This window comes from Longibacter salinarum (assembly GCF_002554795.1).
Lineage (GTDB): Bacteria > Bacteroidota > Rhodothermia > Rhodothermales > Salinibacteraceae > Longibacter > Longibacter salinarum.
The window spans coordinates 466618-487653 of sequence record NZ_PDEQ01000003.1 but is presented as its reverse complement, the minus strand read 5'-3'; the positions used below and the strand labels follow the sequence as shown (position 1 = coordinate 487653).

Annotated in this window: 14 protein-coding genes and 1 pseudogene; 5 read left to right on the top strand and 10 right to left on the bottom strand. The window is 58.4% G+C overall.

Translation table 11 applies throughout. From position 1 onward, the window contains the following. The first annotated feature begins 206 nt into the window (after nucleotides 1-206). From CRI94_RS08320 to CRI94_RS08305, 4 genes are all read left to right on the top strand, one after another. Entirely contained in the window at nucleotides 207-1025 is an 819-nt protein-coding gene (locus CRI94_RS08320; protein ID WP_179862215.1) for an ABC transporter substrate-binding protein, read from the top strand. A 39-nt stretch (nucleotides 1026-1064) separates the two neighbouring features. Then, nucleotides 1065-2090, top strand: a complete 1026-nt coding sequence (locus CRI94_RS08315) for a FecCD family ABC transporter permease (RefSeq protein WP_098075204.1) — start codon at nucleotides 1065-1067, stop codon at nucleotides 2088-2090. A 180-nt stretch (nucleotides 2091-2270) separates the two neighbouring features. Next, nucleotides 2271-3386, top strand: coding sequence for a polyprenyl synthetase family protein (locus tag CRI94_RS08310; protein ID WP_098075203.1), 1116 nt, complete (start codon nucleotides 2271-2273; stop codon nucleotides 3384-3386). Nucleotides 3387-3567: 181 nt separating this feature from the next. Further along, nucleotides 3568-4329: an MBL fold metallo-hydrolase gene (locus CRI94_RS08305; protein WP_098075202.1), complete on the top strand. Its 762-nt coding sequence runs from the start codon at nucleotides 3568-3570 to the stop codon at nucleotides 4327-4329. Nucleotides 4330-4438: 109 nt separating this feature from the next. Here CRI94_RS08305 and trhA read toward each other — a convergent pair whose 3' ends face one another. The 4 genes from trhA to CRI94_RS08285 all read right to left on the bottom strand — a co-directional run bounded on the left by trhA (nucleotide 4439) and on the right by CRI94_RS08285 (nucleotide 8411). Then, on the bottom strand, nucleotides 4439-5080 hold the full coding sequence (gene trhA / locus CRI94_RS08300; protein ID WP_098075201.1) for a PAQR family membrane homeostasis protein TrhA: 642 nt from the start codon (nucleotides 5078-5080) through the stop codon (nucleotides 4439-4441). Between the two features lie 342 nt (nucleotides 5081-5422). Further along, a complete protein-coding gene (locus tag CRI94_RS17665; RefSeq protein ID WP_179862214.1) occupies nucleotides 5423-5920 on the bottom strand; it encodes a YkvA family protein in 498 nt (165 codons plus the stop codon). 307 nt (nucleotides 5921-6227) lie between these two features. After that, nucleotides 6228-7913, bottom strand: coding sequence for an acyl-CoA carboxylase subunit beta (locus CRI94_RS08290; RefSeq protein WP_098075199.1), 1686 nt, complete (start codon nucleotides 7911-7913; stop codon nucleotides 6228-6230). Between the two features lie 303 nt (nucleotides 7914-8216). Beyond that, a complete protein-coding gene (locus CRI94_RS08285) occupies nucleotides 8217-8411 on the bottom strand; it encodes a general stress protein CsbD (RefSeq protein WP_098075198.1) in 195 nt (64 codons plus the stop codon). Between the two features lie 204 nt (nucleotides 8412-8615). On the opposite strand from CRI94_RS08285, the pseudogene hemG reads away from it, so the two are divergent. Then, nucleotides 8616-10016 (top strand): annotated as a pseudogene (hemG, locus tag CRI94_RS08280) (protoporphyrinogen oxidase); the annotation flags it as partial. A gap of 50 nt (nucleotides 10017-10066) precedes the next feature. On the opposite strand, the gene CRI94_RS08275 reads toward hemG, so the two are convergent. From CRI94_RS08275 to CRI94_RS08250, 6 genes are all read right to left on the bottom strand, one after another. Beyond that, the gene (locus tag CRI94_RS08275; RefSeq protein ID WP_098075196.1) at nucleotides 10067-10792 is read right to left on the bottom strand and encodes a hypothetical protein; all 726 of its coding nucleotides are present in this window, start codon (nucleotides 10790-10792) and stop codon (nucleotides 10067-10069) included. A gap of 305 nt (nucleotides 10793-11097) precedes the next feature. Next, nucleotides 11098-11955, bottom strand: coding sequence for an SDR family oxidoreductase (locus tag CRI94_RS08270; RefSeq protein ID WP_098075195.1), 858 nt, complete (start codon nucleotides 11953-11955; stop codon nucleotides 11098-11100). Nucleotides 11956-12178: 223 nt separating this feature from the next. After that, on the bottom strand, nucleotides 12179-14830 hold the full coding sequence (locus CRI94_RS08265; protein ID WP_098075194.1) for an acyl-CoA dehydrogenase: 2652 nt from the start codon (nucleotides 14828-14830) through the stop codon (nucleotides 12179-12181). A gap of 249 nt (nucleotides 14831-15079) precedes the next feature. Continuing rightward, on the bottom strand, nucleotides 15080-16285 hold the full coding sequence (locus tag CRI94_RS08260; RefSeq protein WP_098075193.1) for a thiolase family protein: 1206 nt from the start codon (nucleotides 16283-16285) through the stop codon (nucleotides 15080-15082). A 105-nt stretch (nucleotides 16286-16390) separates the two neighbouring features. Continuing rightward, nucleotides 16391-18802 (bottom strand): 3-hydroxyacyl-CoA dehydrogenase/enoyl-CoA hydratase family protein, encoded by a 2412-nt coding sequence (locus CRI94_RS08255; RefSeq protein WP_098075192.1) that lies wholly within the window; start codon nucleotides 18800-18802, stop codon nucleotides 16391-16393. Nucleotides 18803-19073: 271 nt separating this feature from the next. Then, on the bottom strand, nucleotides 19074-20972 hold the full coding sequence (locus CRI94_RS08250; protein ID WP_098075191.1) for an AMP-dependent synthetase/ligase: 1899 nt from the start codon (nucleotides 20970-20972) through the stop codon (nucleotides 19074-19076). Nucleotides 20973-21036 lie beyond the last annotated feature (64 nt).

Sequence of the window (21036 nt, the reverse complement as noted above, 5' to 3'; positions counted from 1 at the left end):
TGATCCCTGTCTTTCAAATGTCCCTGCAGATACTTCGTCCGTCCATTTTGATTACGTCGTCTTCCCCTTCAGCACCATTTACACGAATCGTCGCGACCGCCCTTCTTTTCCTTTGCGTCGTGTCAGGCTGTGGAAACGAGGCCGCGCCACCAGATAATCAAGCATCTGACTCCACCCACGTCGTCACGGATGATCTTGATCGTTCGGTGACGTATTCCCCACCGACCCGGCGCCTCCTTCCCCTCGCACCGAACCTCACGGAGATGGCGTTTGCAGCCGGGGCGGGTGAACAAGTGGTCGCGGTCGGCCCCTCTGATAACTTTCCACCAGCCGTCGACTCGCTTCCGCACGTCAGTGTGCTGCCGGTCGACTTCGAGTCGGTCGTCTCGCTACAACCGGATCTCGTTCTCGCAACAACACAGGTGAATGCCACGCGAGATGCTGAGACATTCGACGCACTCGACATTCCCGTCTATTACTTCTCCTTCCCGACCGTGGAGAGTGTGTTCGAGGGGATCAGAGTGCTCGGAACGCTGGCCGGTACCTCCCGGGTGGCGACGGACTCTGCTGACGCACTGGCCTCGGCATTCGGAGACATCCGACGGGAACGTGCAAAAACGATCCGAACGGCATCGGATCGGCCCCGCGTTCTCGTTCTCGCTGGAAGTGACGTCCTCTACTCCTTTGGGAAAGACAGCTACGTTCACACGCTGGTCGATGCAGCCGGAGGTCAGAGCATCACTGCGGACATGGATGCAAGCGCTCCGACGCTCAGCGAGGAATTCGTCCTGACGGCTGAACCGGACGTTATTGTCGGTGCGTTTGGCGACGCGCCCATGCCAGAGACCTTGCTTGACCACCATCCAGCGTTCGATGCACTCCCTGCGGTACGGAACGGGCAGGTATATAGCATATCCGGCGATCTGATTTTTCGGCCCGGGCCACGTCTCGTTCAGGGTACACGGCGTTTGGCACAGATTATACATTCCGACCGAATCGTTCGCTCACGCCGAAACACGCAGTAATAACGAACCCCGCCGACCTCACCTCCCGTCCCGCTACCCATGATCCGGAAGTGGCTCATCGGTCTCGTCCTCGTCGTCTCCGTTGCTGTGACGGTGGCCTGCGGCGTAGCAATCGGAAGCACGGACATTGCCCTACTGGACGTTGTCCGTGTGATCGCGTCGCGACTCGGCGTCGCGGATGCAGCCCCGCCAGCCACGATCGACCGAATCATCTGGGATTTGCGAATGCCACGCGTGGTGCTCGCGATGCTTGTCGGCGGAGGACTTTCGATTATCGGCGTTGCGATGCAAACGCTTGTTCGCAACCCGCTCGCGGAGCCCTACATCCTTGGCATCTCCGGAGGCGCTACAGCCGGGGCATCTCTGTTCTACTTGGGCTTCCTTCCCCCGGTGATCTCGAAAACGCTCTCGATGCCAGTCGCTGCCTTCGCCGGCGGACTTGCTACGATTGTCATCGTGTACCTGGTCGCGCGGACCGAATCGCGTGTATCGGTCGCCCGCCTCCTTCTTGCAGGCGTCGCCATGTCAGCCCTCACCTCGTCGATCACCTCCTTTATCACCTTCTCCTCCCCGGAGCCCGATGCGCTTCGAGCCGTCTTGTTCTGGCTTCTCGGATCCTTTAGCGGTGCACGGTGGGCGCTCATTCCCGGCGCAGCAGTCGTTTCTGTTGTCGGAGCCATCCTTCTGACTGCGCTCGCTCGTCCCCTTGACGCGATGCTCATGGGAGAAGAACCAGCGTACCACCTTGGCGTCCCGGTCGAGTCGCTAAAGCGGGGACTCCTCGTTCTTGCAGCCCTTGTGACCGGCGTCCTCGTATCCACGTCTGGTGCGATCGGCTTTGTCGGGCTCATCATCCCGCACGCCGTACGCATGGTCGCCGGCGTCACGCACCGCACGCTCGTACCGGCAAGCTTTCTGACTGGGGGGCTCTTCATGGTGTGGGCAGACCTCGCCGCCCGAACCCTCCTGCCCGCTCAAGAACTTCCTGTCGGCATTCTTACGGCTCTTTGTGGTGTCCCCTTCTTCTTGTGGCTGCTTCGTCAACGCGGCACCACGTCGTCGTAACCCAGGAATGGATGCCGGTTGTGTGGCAGAAAAACAAGAAAGGGCTGACAATTTCCTGCCTCGCCTCTTCTTCGTAGGCACAACTCACGACCGGTTCGGATTATTTCCGCGGTAGCCAAACTTTTGGGGGCTGGTGCCGTTACAGGCTCCGAATCTTTCAATGATGACTGAAAATACGCGATGCCCGACGCGTCCCAGTACTTACAGCGTGGTGACGGTACGCCCGACGGTCTTCCCTCCCCACCCAATGAGGCACTGACCGAGGGCTCCGGAGACTCCTCGTCCGGCCCGTCTCCAGAACTCGCCGTCGCGGACCGCGCGATTCCGACGTCCCTGGACGCGATCCGCGAGCCGGTCGCGTCCGAGCTCGACCATTTCCGGGATTACTTCCGGGAGTCAATGCGATCGGATCACATGCTGCTGGACAAAATCACGCAGTACGTGCTCCGTCAGAAGGGCAAGCGCATCCGCCCGGTTCTCGTTTTGCTCTCGGCCAAGCAGTTCGGCGATGTGACCGAGACGAGCTATCGGGCCGCTGCCCTTGTCGAACTCCTTCACACTGCAACGCTCGTCCACGATGATGTCGTCGACGACGCGGAGACGCGACGGGGGATGTTCTCGATCAACGCACTGTGGAAGAACAAAATTGGGGTTCTCCTCGGCGACTTCCTTCTCAGCCGCGGCCTGCTGCTTTCGCTCGACCACAACGACTACGACATGCTGCACACGCTGTCGGATGCGGTGCGTCGCATGAGCGAAGGTGAGCTGCTACAAATCGAGAAGTCGCGGTTTCTCGATATTGACGAGGAGACATACTTTCGCATCATTTCCGACAAGACCGCTTCGCTCATCGCCGCCTGCACAAAGGCAGGTGCGCTCAGCGCCACCGATGATGAGGAGGACGTCGAGCGCATGCGGATCTTCGGCGAGAAACTGGGCCTTGCCTTCCAGATTCGAGATGACCTCTTCGACTTTAGCATGCAGGACGCCGGGAAACCGATCGGCATTGACCTGCAGGAGAAAAAGCTGACGCTTCCCGTCATCGTCGCTCTTCGTGAAGCAAGTTCACGAGATCGAAAGCGCATCATGAAAATCATCAAGAAGGATGAAAAGAGCCGGTCCGATCTCCGAGAGGTCGGAACGTTCGTCGCAGATCACGGCGGTCTCGATTACGCACGGCGACGAATGGAAGGCCTCGCAAATGAAGCGCGACAGGCGCTCTCTGCCAGTTCGTCCTCACCCTCGCGCGACGCACTGATCGGCCTGACCGAGTACACCATCCGGCGCAAACGCTGACGCTAGTCTCGCGGATAAACCGCACGCCCACCCGTTCTCTGTTCTAGAGAGCGGGTGTTTTTATTTAGGCTCATTCGTTGTTTGGAAACGCTGCAATAAGGCCGGCCACATCTCCCCGAGCCATGCGGCGCCATCAAGCGCCCAACCTCGTCCTGCAATCATCACGTGAACCCGTCCGATTATGCCCATCCTCTACCTTCTCGGCACAGGCGCCGCCGTCAGCGACCCGCACCGCACCGCTACGATGCTTGCCGTCACCGATGAAACGACCGAAGAACGGTCCACGCTGATGGTCGACTGCGGCGGAGACGCGTTGCAGCGGCTCCGGGAAGCCGGGGCCTCCGTACAGAACGTGGCCGGACTCATCGTGACGCACGCCCACCCGGACCACTGTAGTGGCTTCCCCCTGTTCATCGAACGACTGTGGCTCCACGGTCACCACACGGAGATTCCCGTACTCGGTATTCCAGCCGCTCTTGCCCAGGTCGAGAGAAGCTGGGAGGCGTTTTCCCAGATCACAGAAGAGTGGGACACGCCGAGCATCGACATCCGAGAAGTTGACTACAAGCCGGAGGCGGTCATGTGGCATGACCCGACGTGGAAGGTGACGTCCAGGCCCGTCGACCACGGAATCGACAATATCGGCGTTCGTTTTGAACATGTCCCCTCGGGGCGAGTGATCGCGTACTCATGCGATACGGAGCCGTGTGAGGCTGTGGTTGAACTGGGCCGCGACGCCGACCTGCTGGTGCATGAAGCGACCGGTGAGACGGAAGGCCATTCCTCTGCTGTTCAAGCTGCTGAAGCGGCAAAAAAGGCAGGGGCGAAGCGTCTCATCCTGGTTCACCTGCCCGATGGAGATAAGGTGGACGACCTCCGCGCTGCACAGGAGATTTTTCCGGCGACTGAACTCGGAACGGAGCTCGGTCGATATGATATTTGAGCGACTTCCATCAAAAAGCCATCCAGTCGCGATGGCCAGATGGCTTTCCTATAATCTCGAAATGTCTCAGTACCTTAACCGCGAAGGGTCCGGCTCCGAATCGGACGGGTTACGGCAGAACGTAGAATGCCACGGCGAGATAATGGAAAATGCTTCCCGCCAGTACGAAGACGTGCCAGATGGCGTGGCTATACGGAAGCGAGTGCCAACCATAAAAAACGACGCCGGCGGTGTACGCAACGCCGCCCGCCACGAGTAGCATCAGGCCACCAAACGGAATGGCCGCCGCCATCGGCTCCATAAAAAAGACGCTTATCCAGCCCATTAGAAGGTAAATGGAGGTGGCCGCCCAGTGGAATCGGTGCTGCGAGAATAGTTTAAACAGCAGGCCGATCACGGCAAGTCCCCACACGATCGAGAGCAACATCCACCCCCAACCGTCGCGCATCAAACCCATCGTGAACGGCGTGTACGTGCCGGCAATGAGCAGAAAAATGGCGATATGGTCGACGATCCGGAGGATGCGCTTCATGCGCCGGGTCCGCGCGCTATGGTACAGCGTCGACGCCCCGTACAGAAAGACAAGCGTACTGCCGAAAATGGCGCTACTCACAACGTGCCAGACGTCGCCGAACAATGTGGAAAGCACGACGAGCACCGCCAATCCGGCTGCGCTGAGCACGAGACCGATCCCATGCGTAATGCTGTTAAGTACTTCTTCTGCGTATGTCTGTCGTGCAGCGTCGTCCATCGAAATGTAGAATCGGTCAAGCGTGTAGGACTACTTGAGGGTTAGGATCCAGTGCAGTCCCGAACAATGGATCTGAAATGCAGGAAACGTGACGGCAGCTCTCCTGGGGAGTTCCTCTTACGGCGGCAATGCGAAAGCATTCGGTCGAGATTTTGACTCAATCGCCCATGTTCTCGTCACCGGCTCACACTTCGCGATGAAATTATCGTCAGTACAACGCACGCAGAAGTCCGTCCTGCAAATAAATCATAGCACCCGAAGTGAAGAAATACAGCCGCCGGCCCGAAGCTATGCTGATCGTTGCGGCTTTTTCGCCTTAACCAGCTCGGGCTGCCCCGGTTTTTATCCCGTGGTTACGTCTGTGTCTTCTGCAGGACGATTTCCATTCGAAATCATTTTCCGCCGCCACGACCGATATGCAAGCAAATCCTGCTCCATCATGATCAGGCACAGAGAGACGACCGCTGCATCATCCAGCGCGCCGATGCCCGGAATCACGTCGGGGATGAGGTCCATCGGATTGAGCACGTAGAGCAGCGTGAATACAGCCGCACTGAGCGACCACCTCGGCAGCTTTCGGTATCGCCCTGTTCGCGCATCGCGAACCAGGTTCAGCAGCAACCGTCCATCGTCGAGAAGACGACCGAGCGCCCCTGACCGATCGAAGGACGCCTCCACGTCATCCGCCTCGCGAATGACGCGATCGATATCGGCGTCTGTCATCTGGTCGGCCCCTTTCGACAAAAACCCGGGGTCGATTCGATTCAGCTGTTCGCGAACCGTGTCGGTATCCATCGCTTCCAGACGGCGTCGCACGTCGGCCGCGTCCAGTTCAGCCACTCGATTCCGTACAGAGGATGCACGGGACTCAACGCGGCTGCGTCCTCGACGAAAGAATTGCGCGATTCGATCACGCATGCGGGAAGATTCTGAGGGCATGGCATCTTCGGCGCTTGTTAGGGAACTGCTCGCGCATCGTACGCCACAACGGTCGTCAGAGTTACGGGGCAATCGCAACGGCTCGTGCGAAAACGCGCACGTAGTACGAACCACTCGACCGAGCAAGGTGTCTCCGGGACAGAAAAACGGCTCGCCGAACGATGGACGAGCCGTTTCTGTACTGCTACCATTTTTATCCCGCGGGCCATCAGGTTTGAATGACGCCCGCATTGAATTTGGGTAGTTCCGGGTTGAGGTCTGCGGTGTCGATTCCGGCAGAGATCCACTCCCGCGTTTTCACCGGATCGATGATCGCGTCCACCCAGAGACGGGCCGCCGCGTAGTATGGCGTCGTCTGCTCCTCGTACCGATCTTGGATCCTATCGAGCAGCTCCTTCTCGTCTTCAGCGGATAGCTCTTTGCCCTGCTTCTCGAGCTTACGAACCTGGATCTGCTTCAAGACCTTGGACGCCTGCGTCCCGCCCATCACGGCGATCTTGGCTGTGGGCCATGCCAGCATCATCCGTGGATCGTACGCACGACCGCACATGGCGTAGTTGCCGGCGCCGTAGGAATTGCCCATTACGACGGTGAACTTCGGGACAGTAGAGTTGGATACGGCATTCACCATCTTTGCGCCGTCCTTGATGATGCCACCATGCTCGGCGCGCTTCCCAACCATGAAGCCGGTCACATCCTGGAAAAAGACCAGCGGAATCTCCTTCTGGTTGCAGTTCATGATAAAGCGCGTGGCCTTATCTGCTGCATCGGCGTAAATCACGCCACCTACCTGAATCTCACCCCGGTTCTCGTGAGACGTTCGATTTCGAACAACGGACCGCTGGTTGGCGACGATTCCGACATTCCAACCGTCGATCCGTGCGTAACCCGTCAGCAGCGAGCGTCCATACCCTTTCTTGTATTCCGTCCACGAGTCCTCGTCTACAATACGCGCAAGGATCTCGTGCATGTCATACTGCGATGTCCCCTGGTCGGGAAACAACCCGTAGATATCCTCCGGATCGAAGGCCGGTGCCTGGGGCTCGTCCCGCGTGTATCCGAACCGGTGCTCCGGTCCCATGTGCCCCATCAGATTGCGAATGATCTCGATCGCCTCTTCGTCGTCATCCGCCTCATAGTCCGTCACTCCGGAGATTTCCGAGTGCGTGGTCGCGCCTCCGAGCGTCTCAGCATCGACATCTTCCCCGATCGCGGCTTTCACAAGAAACGGCCCAGCGAGGAAGACCGACCCCGTACCATTCACGATGATGGCCTCATCGCTCATGATCGGAAGGTACGCTCCCCCTGCAACGCAGCTCCCCATGATCGCCGCGATCTGCGGAATGCCGCGACTGGACAGGATCGCGTTGTTGCGGAAGATGCGGCCGAAGTGGTCTTTGTCGGGGAAGATCTCATCCTGTTTCGGCAGGAAAACACCTGCAGAGTCAACCAGGTAGATGATCGGGACGTGGTTCTCTAGCGCGATCTCCTGCGCACGGAGGTTTTTCTTTGCCGTGATCGGAAACCACGCACCTGCCTTCACCGTGGCGTCGTTGGCGACGATCATGGCACGGCGACCGTTGACGTGGCCAAGGCCCATCACCGTCCCGCCGGCCGGGCATCCTCCCTCCTCTTCGTACATGCCGTCGCCGGCAAATACGCCAACCTCTTTGAACGCATCTGGATCGTCGACCAGCGCATCGATGCGCTCCCGGGCGGTCAGCTTGCCACGGTCGTGCTCGCGCTGCAGGCGACGTTCGCCACCTCCTTTCCGGATTTCTGCTTCGCGATCTCGAAGCTCTTTGAGGAGCGCCTCGTAGTGGGCCGCTCGTTTCTGATAGGAAGCGCTTTCAGGATCGGCGCTAGAGCCAATGGACGTGATCGGCGAGGACATACAGATCGAAGATAAGGACACAGGGAAGCGAAGGGACTTCAACGTAGTTTGCGCCGTCTCCAAACGAAACCTCAAAACGACGGAGTCTCCGCAAATTGCATCGTATCTTCGCCTCTACGCTCGCTTTTTTGAGCTGACGAAACACATGTGGGGATGCCCGAAGTCATCCAAAACGGACGACGCCGCCCCATCCCATGGGGGACAGGCGGCGCCGGATGCTGCTGGATATCTAAACCGGACGTGAGCAGCGGTTGAACGAAAACGGAGACCTCTACTCGGGCCGGCGGTGCGGACCATATGGCCCTACAAGATCGCGCTCATCTTACGGCGAATCTCCTCCGGCGATTCTCCCGTCTTGTCGTGGATCAGACCCACGATCTTGTGCATTTCGCCGCGCGCACGTTTCATTTCTTTGTCGTCAAACTCCGCGTCATCCCAGATCGCTTTGATCTGATCGCGGACACGGCGCCAGCTCTCGTTCATTGCTTTTGTTGCCATCGTACAACCTCTTTGGGCCTTATTTTCAGGTTCGCACTCAGTTATTTACCGAATAAGCCCTATCCTGGTTTCGTATTTTCCCTGTCTTGGGCCCCTGTAAGTCACGTGAGATCCGACCTTTTTTGATTCATTTCACGGTGAACAGGACCGACCTCTCGACGTTGCCATCACGTCGGGCATCATGTATCTCTTCGCTTCTCTGATCTAAATCAGTCTGCCTCTATGTCTGTCGGCATCATCGGTGCAGGTATCTCCGGCTTGACCGCAGCCTATCATCTAAAACAGGCAGGCATTCCGGTCACGGTTCTCGAAGCGACGAGCGCTACGGGCGGAATGATCCGTAGCGAATCCATCGACGGGTATCTCGTTGAACACGGCCCCAACTCGCTCCGCGACACGAACGACTTGCTCCCGGAGATCATTCGCGATCTCAATCTGACGGAGGAGATTGTCGAGGCTTCAGCGTCTGCTCGAAAACGATATGTGGTCAAACACGGCAAGCCCGAACCCCTTCCCTCTTCGCCGTTGTCATTTTTGACGACATCTCTCCTGAGTACACGCGGTAAATTGCGCCTGCTCATGGAACCGTTCGTTCGTTCGGGCAACGCTCAGGAGAATGAAACCGTCGCGTCTTTCGTACGACGGCGACTCGGTCGGGAGATTCTCGATTATGCAGTCGACCCGTTTGTTGGGGGCATTTTCGCCGGGGATCCGGCGGACCTCTCCGTCGCCCACGCCTTCTCTCGCCTGCACCAGATGGAGAAGGAGCATGGCTCGCTGTTTCGCGGATTGATCCATGCATTCCGAAATCGGTCCGACGGAGGCAACCGGTCTCGCTCCATCTACTCGTTTCGGAATGGGCTTGAGACGCTACCTCGCGCTCTCACACAGGCCCTGGGCGATTGTGTGCATGTCAACACGCCCGTGACTTCACTTCGCCTCGACGACCGGCGCTGGCACGTTGCAACCCGCGAGCCGGACGGAGCAACCGAGATGCGGTTCTTTGACGCCGTAATTAGCACCATCCCCCTGCACCGACTGCCTGGGATCGATCTCACGTCGGAGATCGATCTCGCGCCACTCGAGCGCGTTCCATACCCGCCAGTGAGCGTCCTAGCGATGGGCTTTGACCGCAGCGACATTGACCACCCACTCGACGGCTTCGGGATGCTTGTCCCGAAAGTCGAAGATGATTACTCACTTCTCGGCTGCCTCTTCTCGTCCACCTTATTCCCAAACCGGGCGCCCGAGGGTCAGGTGTTGCTCACAACCTTTGCGGGCGGCGCACGCCACCCGAAGCTAGGGATGGAAGAGACAGCAGAACTTCGATCAACGGTTCTGCAAGACCTGGACGAGCTGCTCGGCATCCGGGGCGCACCATCGTTCACTCGGCACATCCAGTGGCAACGAGCCATCCCGCAGTACACGCTGCAGCACGGGCACGTCAAGGCTGTTCTCGATCGTCTCGAGACGCGCCATCCTGGGCTCCATTTCGCTGGAAACTATCGCTCTGGCATTTCCGTCGGTGACGCGATGCAGTCAGGTGTTGCCGCAGCCGAAGAGACCATGCATAGCGCACGGTCCGTCGTGACAGGGGCATCGTGACCGTCGTGTCGCACTACGGTTTCGCGCCCGCATTCGACTTTCGCGCCGCACTACGCGCGACCGGTTTCGCGCGTCAGGTGACGGAGCAGACGTCGCTTTACGACCGGCAACATCGTTTCCTCATAGGGAAACGGCACCCCACTATCGAAGAAGTACGTTGCGGGATTCGGCAGGTCTCGACGCTCCTTCACCAGTTCCAGCTTGATGGTGCTCGGATGCGGCTCTACGTCTTCGCAGGACACAGACCGGCACAGCGTCGTCCGTAGCATGCGCGCCTTCTCTCCCTCGTCGTGCACGATGGACATCGTGTAGCGAAAAACCCGAAACTCGTGGTCGGTCCGATCCGGCACCATAAGGTAGCCCTCCTTTAGATAGGACGGGACAATGCCGACGGTCTCCACCTCCAGTTGCTCATCTACGAATTCAAACACGGACTTCCCCTCATTGAGTGTGTCTTGAACGTAGGGGAGTGCCCATTCGATTAGGTCTGCGACCACCGACATGTCATCTCCGTCCAGTTGCGGCCATTCATACGTCAGTTCCATGTCGTCCCAGTCGACACCCGATAGCGTGCCGTTTCGTTGGGATCGCATCTGTTCGCTCGTTTCGAGCATCGTCGTAATCGCCCGATAGAATTTAACGAGCTGTCCGAGATGAGGATAGATTCGGTTATCTGAGAAGGCATCGCGCGCGGTTTTCAGGCCACCGAGAATCTCGTATTGCGTCCGCTCGACATCGTGGACGGCACCGGTAAATAATTCTACGCTTAATGGCATATGCTACGGGGGGATGATCTGCCAATGTGGTTCACAGAAATCTAACACGCCCTCGGCGCAACATCAACGGTTTAGACACACGCAGCACACCTCCGAGGTCGAATTCACATTTATACGCATTCTCTACACCTCAATTATCACACAGCATTTGTTATCACTCATCGGAATTGGCTGCTAACGGTAACCGGTTTGAGTCGGGGCTAGGAGTACGCAATGATCGTCATGAAACGACAAAAGGCAGATGCCTTTCCGGCACCTGCCTCCTGTCCTGTCGCAAAATGGTTGAGCCTAATGACGCTCAGCGACTACTTTTTCGGCTTCATCATCTCCATCATCGATTTTACCGTATCGCGGGACATCCGCGTGAAATCGTTGAACTGGCCACCGGCAGTTAGCACCTCGCCTCCGTCGAAGGTAACGAGTTCGCCGTTCATATAGCTCGCCAGATCGCTCAGCATGAAAACGACGAGGTTGGCGAGCTCCTCTGGTTCACCGAAACGCCGCAGCGGAATACGTTGCTTCATCTGCTCCTCCATGTCCGTTCCGGGCACAAGGCGCTCCCACGCACCCTCCGTCGGAAAGGGACCGGGCGCGATGGCATTCAACCGAATGTTTGCCGCCCCCCATTCGGCCGCGAGCGATCGCGTCATCGCAACAATCCCCGCCTTTGACATCGCGCTTGGGAGGACGAACGCACTCCCTGTCTCCGCGTAGGTCGTCGCAATCGAGAGGACGACACCTTCCTCCTCCCTTTCGATCCACCGTTTGCCGCAGGCCTGCGTGCAGTAGAACGACCCATAGAGGTTCGTTTTGATGATGGCGTCGAAGCCGTTCGGTGATATGTCTTCCGCGGCCGCGAGGAAGTTTGCAGCAGCATTGTTGACGAGATGAGTCACCGGCCCCTGACGATCTTCTGCCTCGTCAAAGAAGGTGTTGACGGAGTCGACATCCCGAACGTTGCAGGAAATCCCTTCGGCTGTTCCGCCTGCGTCCCGGATGTCCGTCACCGTGTTTTCAAGCGGCTCTTCCCGTCGGCCATTAATGGTTACTTTCGCTCCGAGCTCGGCACACCGCATGGCCATCGCTCGACCGAGACCCGTTCCTCCGCCGGTAACGACGATATGTGTGTCTTCGAGCAGCGTGCTGGAATAAGGTTCACTCATGAATCTGTTGATTTAGAGAAGGTCGATCGTCAGTGTATGCGAGGTCGAATCAGATCATCGGGCATGAACAGTAAACAAAAGCACGCGCAAAACTGCGTTGCCTCGCGTCTGACCGTTGCCCGGCGCAACGAAACGTTTCACTCCGTGTGGCTATCAAAACGCCCGCCCGAAGAACATTTCGTCTCCGGGCGGGCGTGACGTTGAAGAAATGATGTTCGCGCGTCTACGCTTTCGACGCTTCCTCCGCGTCGTCATCCGTCGCTTCCAGACCCGCGGCACCGTCACCGCGCGCTCCGTCGCCACGAACGCCTTCAGCATCGGTGTCTGCACCTGGCACGTTCGGCGTGGGATCGCCAGACGTATCCGTGGACGTGAGATCACGGTCCACCTCATCGGCGATGCTAGACGCGAGGGCCCCACGACCCACCGGTTCACCCGGCATATCGCGGTTCTGGCGGTATTCCTCAAGTTCGAACTCGTCAACCGCAATGTAGCGACTACGTGCTTCTTCTGCGCGCTGCACGGTTTCATAGTCCTCGTCCGAGATGATACCTTTCTCGCGCGCCTCATCGAGGAGAGCATGCGGACGTTTCTTCGGCAGGCGACCGGCGCGCACGGCGTCCTTAATCGTCTGACCGATGTGATAGGACTCGCGGCTGAGTTCGAAGGCAATCTCGAGATCGCCAAGGGCTTCACCCTCTTCCTTGGTGACGTAGATGCCTTCCGTCATCCAGTCGCGGGCACCATCCTTCTCCTGGACGGCCTGGGCGATTTTGCCTCCGAGGTGGTCGCTCGGCATCGAACCGATCGTGTTGAAACGCGACCACGGACCGATCACACCACGGAAGAGCCAGGTCAGGCCCGGCACCTTCATATTGGCGAACAGTCCGTCGAACGCTTCCTGAATCTGCGCGAATGCGTACTGGAGCGACCAGTGCATGAAGTCTTCCTGTTCCTTCGGACGACCTTCTTTCTCGAAACGGGCAAGCGTCGCGGTGGCGAGGTACATCCAGATCAGGATGTCAGCAAAGCGGCCGGTAATCTTCTCCTTCCGCTTGAGCGCACCGCCGAGACTTCCCATGGCCAGGTCAGCCATGAAAGCGAAGGTTGCCGAGGCCCAGGAGAGCTTGCGGTAATACTTCGAATGTGGACCGCTAACCGGCGAACCAGCAAGGAGTCCGCGCGAGATGCTGAGCCCGAACGCGCGGAAACCATTGCGGACCACGTGTCCGATGTGACTCCAGAATGCACCGTCGAACTTCTTCACATCGCCCTCCATCAGCGCCTCAATCTCCGTCAGCGCGTACGGGTGACAGCGAATGGCGCCCTGTCCGAAGATCATCATCGTCCGCGTCAGGATGTTCGCCCCCTCCACGGTGATGCTGATCGGCGTACCGATGTACGCATTCGCGAGCAGGTTCTTCGGGCCGCGCGAGATGCCGTTACCGGCCAGGATGTCCATCGCATCGTTGACAGCCTGCCGCTGAAGCTCCGTGAAGCTGTACTTGGCGATGGCCGACACGACCGACGGTTTCTCGCCGCTATCGATCGCACCATTCGTATACTTCCGGGCCGCCTCGAGCGTGTAGGTAAAGCCAGCGATACGAGCCAGCGGCTCTTCAATACCCTCGAATTTACCAATCGAGAGACCGAACTGCTGACGCACAGCGGCATGCCCACCCGCGACGCGAGTGAAGTACTTGAGCCCACCGGCCGACTGCGCGGGAAGCATAATACCTCGGCCTGCTGACAGCGCATCCATGAGCATCTGCCAACCTCGCCCGGCGCCGTCTTTCTCACCGATGATAGCATCGATGGGAAGCTCCACATTCTCTCCTTCCGTCGGGCAGTTGTAGAACGCGATGCCAAGCGGGTCATGTCGACGACCGAGCTTGACGCCCTCTGCATCGGACGGTACGAGGGCACAGGTGATACCGAGGTCCTCGCCCTTGCCGAGGTAGTTGTTCGGGTCTTCTAGTTTGAACGCGAGGCCGAGGACACCCGAGATTGCGGCAAGCGAAATGTACCGCTTATCCCAGTTCAGGCGCAGCATCAGCTCGCCGTCCTCATTCTTGAAGACCTCGCCGTGCGACGTCATCGCCCCGGCATCCGAGCCGGCATTCGGCTCCGTCAGAGCAAACGCCGGGATATCCGTGCCGTCGGCAAGGCGCGGCAGATAGTAGTCCTTCTGCTTATCCGTGCCGTAATGAAGAAGCAGTTCGCCCGGTCCCAGCGAGTTGGGCACCATTACGGTAATCGACAGCGGAAGCGACCGCGTCCCGAGCTTCTGTACGACGGCGCTCCGTCCTTCCGCGGAGAACCCAAGGCCTCCGTACTCCTCCGGAATGATAAGGCCGAAGAAGCCCTTTTCCTTCATGTAGTCCCACGCCTCTTGTGGTAGGTCGCCGCGCTGGTGAACGTCCCAGTCATCGACCATTGCACAGAGTTCCTCGACGGGACCATCGAGAAATGCCTGCTCTTCGTCGGACAACTCCGGATAGAGCTGATCCAGCGTGTTCTTGAAGTCCGGCTTGCCGGAGAAGAGTTCGGCATCCATCCAAACCGTTCCGGCATCGATCGCCGTCTGCTCCGTCTCCGAAATCACCGGGAGGAATTGAAGCGCTTCCATCAGCTTCATAACGGCAGAGCTAACGACGCGCCGGATGGGTGGAATGTTAAAGATCACTGCGAGAACAAGGTACGGGATCCAGAGCCACATCGGAGCTCCAAATCCATACAGAGCAGCCGCACCAGCGACAGCCCAGATTGGTAGCGGAGCCCCCATGAAGCCAAGCACGAATAGCACCAGCAGCACCCCGGCAACCACACCGGCGGTCGGCATGCTGGAGAAAGCATCGAAGTAGGGTAAGTTCATGAGTACGTTCGTCTAATGGTTGTTGCCGTTTGGGGACTCCGTATTTCGAGGTCTGCGGTGCAGGTAACCGCCTCGGTGGAGCGTATGGACCACTTAACACCGTTAACCTACTGGGTATACAGCGTTAGTCGAAAATTGTTTACAGACCTGCAACATTTTTAGATCGTACTGGCTGAGGCTAGTTGTCCACGTCCGAGTCACCCGCACCGCGTGTGCGGGCAACCCGTTGGTGGGTAAATCGACGGATGTTTACAGCCGGAGATTCTCGATGACCCCGGCAGCGCCCATGCCACCTCCCACGCACATCGTGCAAATGCCGTAGCGTACGTCGCGTCGGATCATCTCGTGGATAAGCGTAGACGTGAGTTTGGCACCGGTGCACCCGAGTGGGTGTCCAAGAGCAATTGCGCCACCATTCACGTTGACGATGTCCTCATCGAGGCCCGTCTCACGAATCACGGCGAGCGCCTGAGCAGCGAAGGCTTCGTTGAGTTCGACCAGTCCGATGTCATTGAGCGACAGGCCCGTCTGCTTTAACACTTTCGGAATGGCTTCGACCGGTCCGATCCCCATGTATTCCGGCGCAACACCGGCGACGGAGAATCCGACGAGTCGAGCGAGCGGGTCAACACCGAGATCATCGACCATCTTCTGGCTCATAACGACGGAGGCAGCGCCGCCGTCCGACGTCTGTGACGAGTTGCCCGCCGTCACCGAGCCGCCGCGACGAAAGGCGGGTCGCAGACCGGAGAGGGCCTCCATGCTGGTATCCCGCCGCGGTCCCTCGTCCGTGTTGAACGTGGTTTCCTGGGTATGCGTGCTTCCCTTGCCGAAGTCCGCACCGTTGTAGTGCGTCTGCTTGACGTGGAGCGGGATAATTTCGTCCTCGAACCGTCCATTCTCAATCGCATCGACAGCGCGCTCGTGCGAGCGGAGCGCAAACGCGTCCTGGTCTTCGCGCGACACGCCGTACTTGTCTGCGACGTTTTCCGCTGTGATGCCCATCGACACGTAGTAGTCGATGTCATCTTCGGTCAGCTGTGGATCCGGCTGAAAGAAGAACCCACTCATCGGAACGGCACTCATCGACTCGGCGCCACCTGCCACCACGACATCGGCCGTACCGGTCGCGATCGCCTGGGAGGCCATAGCAATCGTCTGAAGGCCGGATGAGCAGAATCGGTTGACCGTCGCGCCCGGGACGGAATCGGGAAGACCCGCCTTCTGGGCAATGATGCGCCCGACGTTCATGCCCTGCGGACCTTCCGGGAAAGCGCATCCCATCATGACGTCGTCGATCATCTCAGGCTCGAGACCATTGACGCGGTCCATCGCGCCCTTGACCGACTGTGCACCCATCTCTTCCGGGCGATAGTCTTTGAGCGTTCCACGACCGGCCTTGCCAACCGCAGTCCGCACGCTGCTTACGATGTATGCTGCGTTATCTGCTTCCATCAGTTGTCGTCTTCGCGTTCTGTAGAAATCGTAGGTAGGACTCCTCGCCCGCCACGAACGAAGGTACCGATCATGGCGGGTTCAGGAGCGTCGTCGTGCGGTGTGCTAGTTGCGGAGCGGCTTGTTGTGCTCCAGGATGTGCTGCACGCGAGCCATCGTCTTCTCCTCGCCGAGCAGACTGAGGAAGACCTCACGCTCGAGTTCGAGTAGATAATCCTCGTGCACGTCCTGCGGGCTTGACAGATCGCCTCCGCACATCACGTACGCCAGCTTCGTAGCCAGGAATTCGTCGTACTCGCTGATGAAGTTGCCTTCGCGATAGCCGCGGAGCGAGACTTTGATTGCCGCGAGCGTTTTCTCACCCAGAACACGGACCTTGTTTCGCACGGGAGGCGCAGTGTAGCCCTGTTCGCTCAGGCTCTTCACCTCTTCCTTCGCCACGTGGAGACGGCGATCCTCATTCATAACGATCTTCGTGTGCTCCGGAAGGAAGCCTTTCTCGATCGCCTGTGGCGCGCTCTCTGCCACCTCGGCCATCGCGATCGTCTCAAAGTAGTTGCGCAGGTACGCCTGGATGTTGCTCGGGTGGTCGTCCGGGGCGCGCTCTGCAGCGTACGCCGCCATACGCATCGTTCCCGTTCCTGCCGGGATCAAGCCGACTCCGAGTTCGACGAGACCGATGTACGTTTCCGCTGAACACACCGGGTGGGTGCACGCCATCGTCATCTCGCAGCCCCCACCGAGGACACGCTGGTGTGTCGCGACAACAACGGGTTTCGTGGCGTAGTGGACCTTCTGAATGGTCTGCTGAAACTCGGCGATGTACTCCCCGATCTGGTCGTACATTCCCTGCGAGGCGGCCATGGCCATCTCGCCGAGGTTCGCCCCGACGGAAAAGTTCTTGCCTTCGTTGCCGATTACCAGACCACGAACGTTCGGGTCGTTCTCGACACGGTCGATGCACTCGCGGAGACCGGTCATGACATCCCGACCCAGCGAGTTCGACTTCGACCGAAACTCGAAGAGCATCACATCATCACCGATGTCGAGCATCGCAGCCTCACCGTTCGTCCAGACTTCGTTGGACGACTCCGCCTTGACGCGGTCGAGCGACAGCTCGTCACTCGGCGTCGGATCGCTGACGTAACCGCCCTCCGACGGCAGATACACCTGACGTTCGCCGTTCTCGACGCGATAGAACGAGTCGATACCGTCATCGGCCATCGTTTCAACCCAGGACGGGATCTCAACGTCGTGCTCCTTCATGCCGTTGAGCACCGTCTCGAATCCCAGGGCATCCCATTTCTCGAACGGCCCCATTTCCCAGCCAAAGCCCCACCGAATCGCCCGGTCCACATCGGCCGGGTTGTCGGTAATTTCGCCGATGCGACGCGCGCTGTATCCTATTGTCGACAGCGTGGTATCACGGAAGAATGTTCCGGCGCGGCCGGTGTCTTCGTAGAGAGCATTGAGCCGAGCCTTGAGATCCCCGGCTTTCTTGATCGACTTGATGTCGCCGAGGTCCTGCTCTTCGGCGGACGTGTACTCAAAGGTATCCGGGTCGAGTGACTTGATTTCACCATCGACCTTCTTATAGAACCCTGCCCCACTCTTTGCCCCCTTGCGATCCTTGTCGACGAGCTTTTGCAGGACGTCGGGTACCTGAAACTCTTCCCGACTCTCATCCTCCTCCGCCTTCTCGTAGAGATTCTTCGTGACATCGACCAACACGTCCAAGCCGACGACGTCCGCGGTCCGGAACGTGGCCGACTTCGGATGTCCTTGCAGCTTACCCGTCAGCGTATCGACCTCTTCGATCGAGTAGTCGCCCTCCGTGAAGTATCGCATCGCCTGCAGCTGCGCGAAGATGCCGACCCGATTCCCGATGAAGTACGGCACATCGTTCGCAACGACAATTCCTTTGCCGAGGTGAATTCGGCCAAACTGCGCGACCCGTTCGACGATCTCCGAATCCGTTTGCTGCGTGGGAATGATCTCGAGCAGCTTCAGGTAACGCGGCGGGTTGAAGAAGTGCGTCCCCAGGAAGCGACGCTTGTACGCCTCGGACCGTCCCTCGCTGATTTCATGAATCGGAAGGCCGCTCGTGTTCGTCGAGATCACCGCGTCCTCGCGAGCATGCTTTTCGATCCGAGCATGAACATCCCGCTTGATCGGCAGATGCTCGACCACCACCTCGATCACCCAGTCCGCTTCTGCAACCCGATCGAAGTTCTCTTCGAAGTTACCCGTATAAATCCGGTCTGCGACATCATCCGTATGAAACGGATCGGGACTCGCTTTTTTCGCAGCCTTCAGACCTTTGTTAACGATGCTGTTTGGGTCTCCATCATCTGGTGCGATGTCCAGGAGATGAACCTCCAACCCGGCGTTCGCGAGGTGTGCGGCGATCTGCGCACCCATTGTCCCGGCTCCGAGAACCGTAGCCGTGCGAAACGGCGGATGCGTTGCTGGTGCGGAAAGATGTAGAGAGCGCGTGTCGAGAGCCTTCGTTTCCATACTTTGATGTTGGTTATGATGGTGAAAAAGGCGACCGCGTAAGCCGGCGGGGGAGGCGAATGCAACGACACGAGTCGTGTTATCACATCGATATGAGCGGAAGCACGGCCGGTTAACAGTGTTAAGCAGGTCGCAAAAAGAGAAGTTCAGGGGCTGGAACCGCTTTCATCCGAGCCGCTGCGGCGAGATGTACGAGAACATGTCTCTCGCCGCAGGTCGTCTATCGTATGATATATCACAAGCATGTGTTCAGTACGCTGTCGCGTTTCCTTTATGCCACAATCACTGCTTTCCGCTTGGTTTCCCGTTCCGGTGATGGCGACTCTTCGTAGAGTGCATCGATTTCATCAGCATACGCGTCACGGATTTTCGGACGCTTAACCTTCAGCGTTGGTGTGAGAAGGCCAGAGTCGACTGTCAGTTCGTCCGGAATCAAGGCAAATCGTTTCACGGTGGACCAGTGGTCCATCCCTTCGTTTGCGTCGTCGACCAACTCCTGGAAGACATCGACAATAGCCCGTTCTTTCAACAACTCCTCGAACGGTTGGGAATCGTCGATACCAAGCTGTCGGGCTTGCGCTCGCACCTGATCCTCCGTCGGGAAGATGAGTGCCGCACAGAACTTTCTGCCGTTCCCGATCACAATCGCCTTGTCCACGAGCGGTTGACTCCCGAGTTCATTCTCGATCGGCTGTGGCATCACGTATTTGCCGGTCGAGAGTTTGAAGAGGTCCTTCTTCCGATCGGTAATCTTGAGGAAATTGCCGTCGAACTCCCCGATGTCGCCCGTATGAAACCAGCCTTCACTCATCACCTTCTCCGTCTTCTCGGCCGCTTTGTAGTAGCCCTGCATCACATGGGGCCCACGCGTCAGGATTTCGCCATCGTCCGCAATTCGGACTTCGACGCCCGGAAGAGGATCTCCAACCGTTCCCGGCTTATTGCGCTCCGGCCGAGTGAACGCAATCACCGGACTGGTTTCCGTCAGACCGTAGCCCTGCAACGTCTCAATTCCTGCGGCCGCCAGGGTATTCGCGAGATCGGGTTGCAGCGCGGCGCCTCCCACGACGATGTACTTCACGCGTCCGCCGAGAGCCTTGCGCCACTTACTGAACACGAGTGCATCCGCTAGCTTGCGTTTCAACGTGAATGGCAACGACGCATGCTCTCCCATTCGGTACTGCCGTGCGACACCAAGCGCCCACGTGCCGATGGTTTTCTGCAGCCCTTCCATCTCCATTATTTTCTTCTGGATGCCCGCGTAAACCTTCTCCAGAACGCGAGGGACGGAAGCAAAGGCGGTCGGCTGCACCTTCGGAAGGGCGTCGACGAGATTGTCGGGATGGCAAAAGTAGACGCTGATGCCCTTATACATGTAGGCATACTGCAGTGCCCGAGCGAAGACGTGCGTCAACGGCAGGAAGGAGATCGCGACCTCGCCATCTGGCCCGGCCTCAAACCCACTGAGTTCGGAAATGGACGTTGTCGCATTGTACGAAATGTTCTCGTGGGACAGCATCACGCCCTTCGGCTTGCCCGTCGTCCCACTCGTGTAGATGAGCGTTGCGAGATCTTGAGGATGAACCTTATCAAGGAGGTCGTCAATCGCTCCCTCCACGTCCGACGTAGATGTCTTCCCCTTCTCTTGAATCTCCTCGAGTGTAAAGAACGACACGTCATCCGGAAGAGACGGGCTTGGCTTCTCACCATCGGTTTCACACAGAACGAGGGTGTGAATCCGTGGGAGTTGGGGAAGAATCTCCTCAGCCACCGACAACTGCTCCTCGTCCGCCACGACGAGAGCACTCGCCTCGGCGTGATCGATGACGTACTGCATCTGATTCGGGGCCGTCGATAGATACACCGGAACGTCGATCAGGCCGGCGATCAGGCATCCCATGTCAGAGACGCAAAAGTTCACGTCACTGTGGAGGAGGAATGCCACTTTGTCCCCGCGATTCAGTCCCGCGTCCAGTAAGCCAAGCGCGGTATATTCTGCACGCTCGCGGAAATCATCAAGGGACATTGGCGCCCAACCATCTCCCTCCGGCTGATTTAGGGCTCGTGGATTCTGATACGCCTCGCAGGCTTCGTAGAGCAGTTGCGGAAGCGTTTTGCCGAGCATGGGTGGTCCGGCAGATTCGTGGGCGGTGTAGATGGGACCAGGCATAGAGCCGAAGGAGAGATCAGGTGGAAGGTCCACGATAGGTGCCAGATAGGGGAAACCCTCAAAC

Bases quoted from the DNA above. Each gene is read 5' to 3' on its own strand.
- CRI94_RS08315 (WP_098075204.1), top strand. From the start codon at position 1,065: ATGATCCGGAAGTGGCTCATCGGTCTCGTCCTCGTCGTCTCCGTTGCT.
- CRI94_RS08310 (WP_098075203.1), top strand. From the start codon at position 2,271: ATGCCCGACGCGTCCCAGTACTTACAGCGTGGTGACGGTACGCCCGAC.
- CRI94_RS08305 (WP_098075202.1), top strand. From the start codon at position 3,568: ATGCCCATCCTCTACCTTCTCGGCACAGGCGCCGCCGTCAGCGACCCG.
- trhA (WP_098075201.1), bottom strand. From the start codon at position 5,080: ATGGACGACGCTGCACGACAGACATACGCAGAAGAAGTACTTAACAGC.
- CRI94_RS08290 (WP_098075199.1), bottom strand. From the start codon at position 7,913: ATGTCCTCGCCGATCACGTCCATTGGCTCTAGCGCCGATCCTGAAAGC.
- CRI94_RS08285 (WP_098075198.1), bottom strand. From the start codon at position 8,411: ATGGCAACAAAAGCAATGAACGAGAGCTGGCGCCGTGTCCGCGATCAG.
- CRI94_RS08275 (WP_098075196.1), bottom strand. From the start codon at position 10,792: ATGCCATTAAGCGTAGAATTATTTACCGGTGCCGTCCACGATGTCGAG.
- CRI94_RS08270 (WP_098075195.1), bottom strand. From the start codon at position 11,955: ATGAGTGAACCTTATTCCAGCACGCTGCTCGAAGACACACATATCGTC.
- CRI94_RS08265 (WP_098075194.1), bottom strand. From the start codon at position 14,830: ATGAACTTACCCTACTTCGATGCTTTCTCCAGCATGCCGACCGCCGGT.
- CRI94_RS08260 (WP_098075193.1), bottom strand. From the start codon at position 16,285: ATGGAAGCAGATAACGCAGCATACATCGTAAGCAGCGTGCGGACTGCG.
- CRI94_RS08255 (WP_098075192.1), bottom strand. From the start codon at position 18,802: ATGGAAACGAAGGCTCTCGACACGCGCTCTCTACATCTTTCCGCACCA.
- CRI94_RS08250 (WP_098075191.1), bottom strand. From the start codon at position 20,972: ATGCCTGGTCCCATCTACACCGCCCACGAATCTGCCGGACCACCCATG.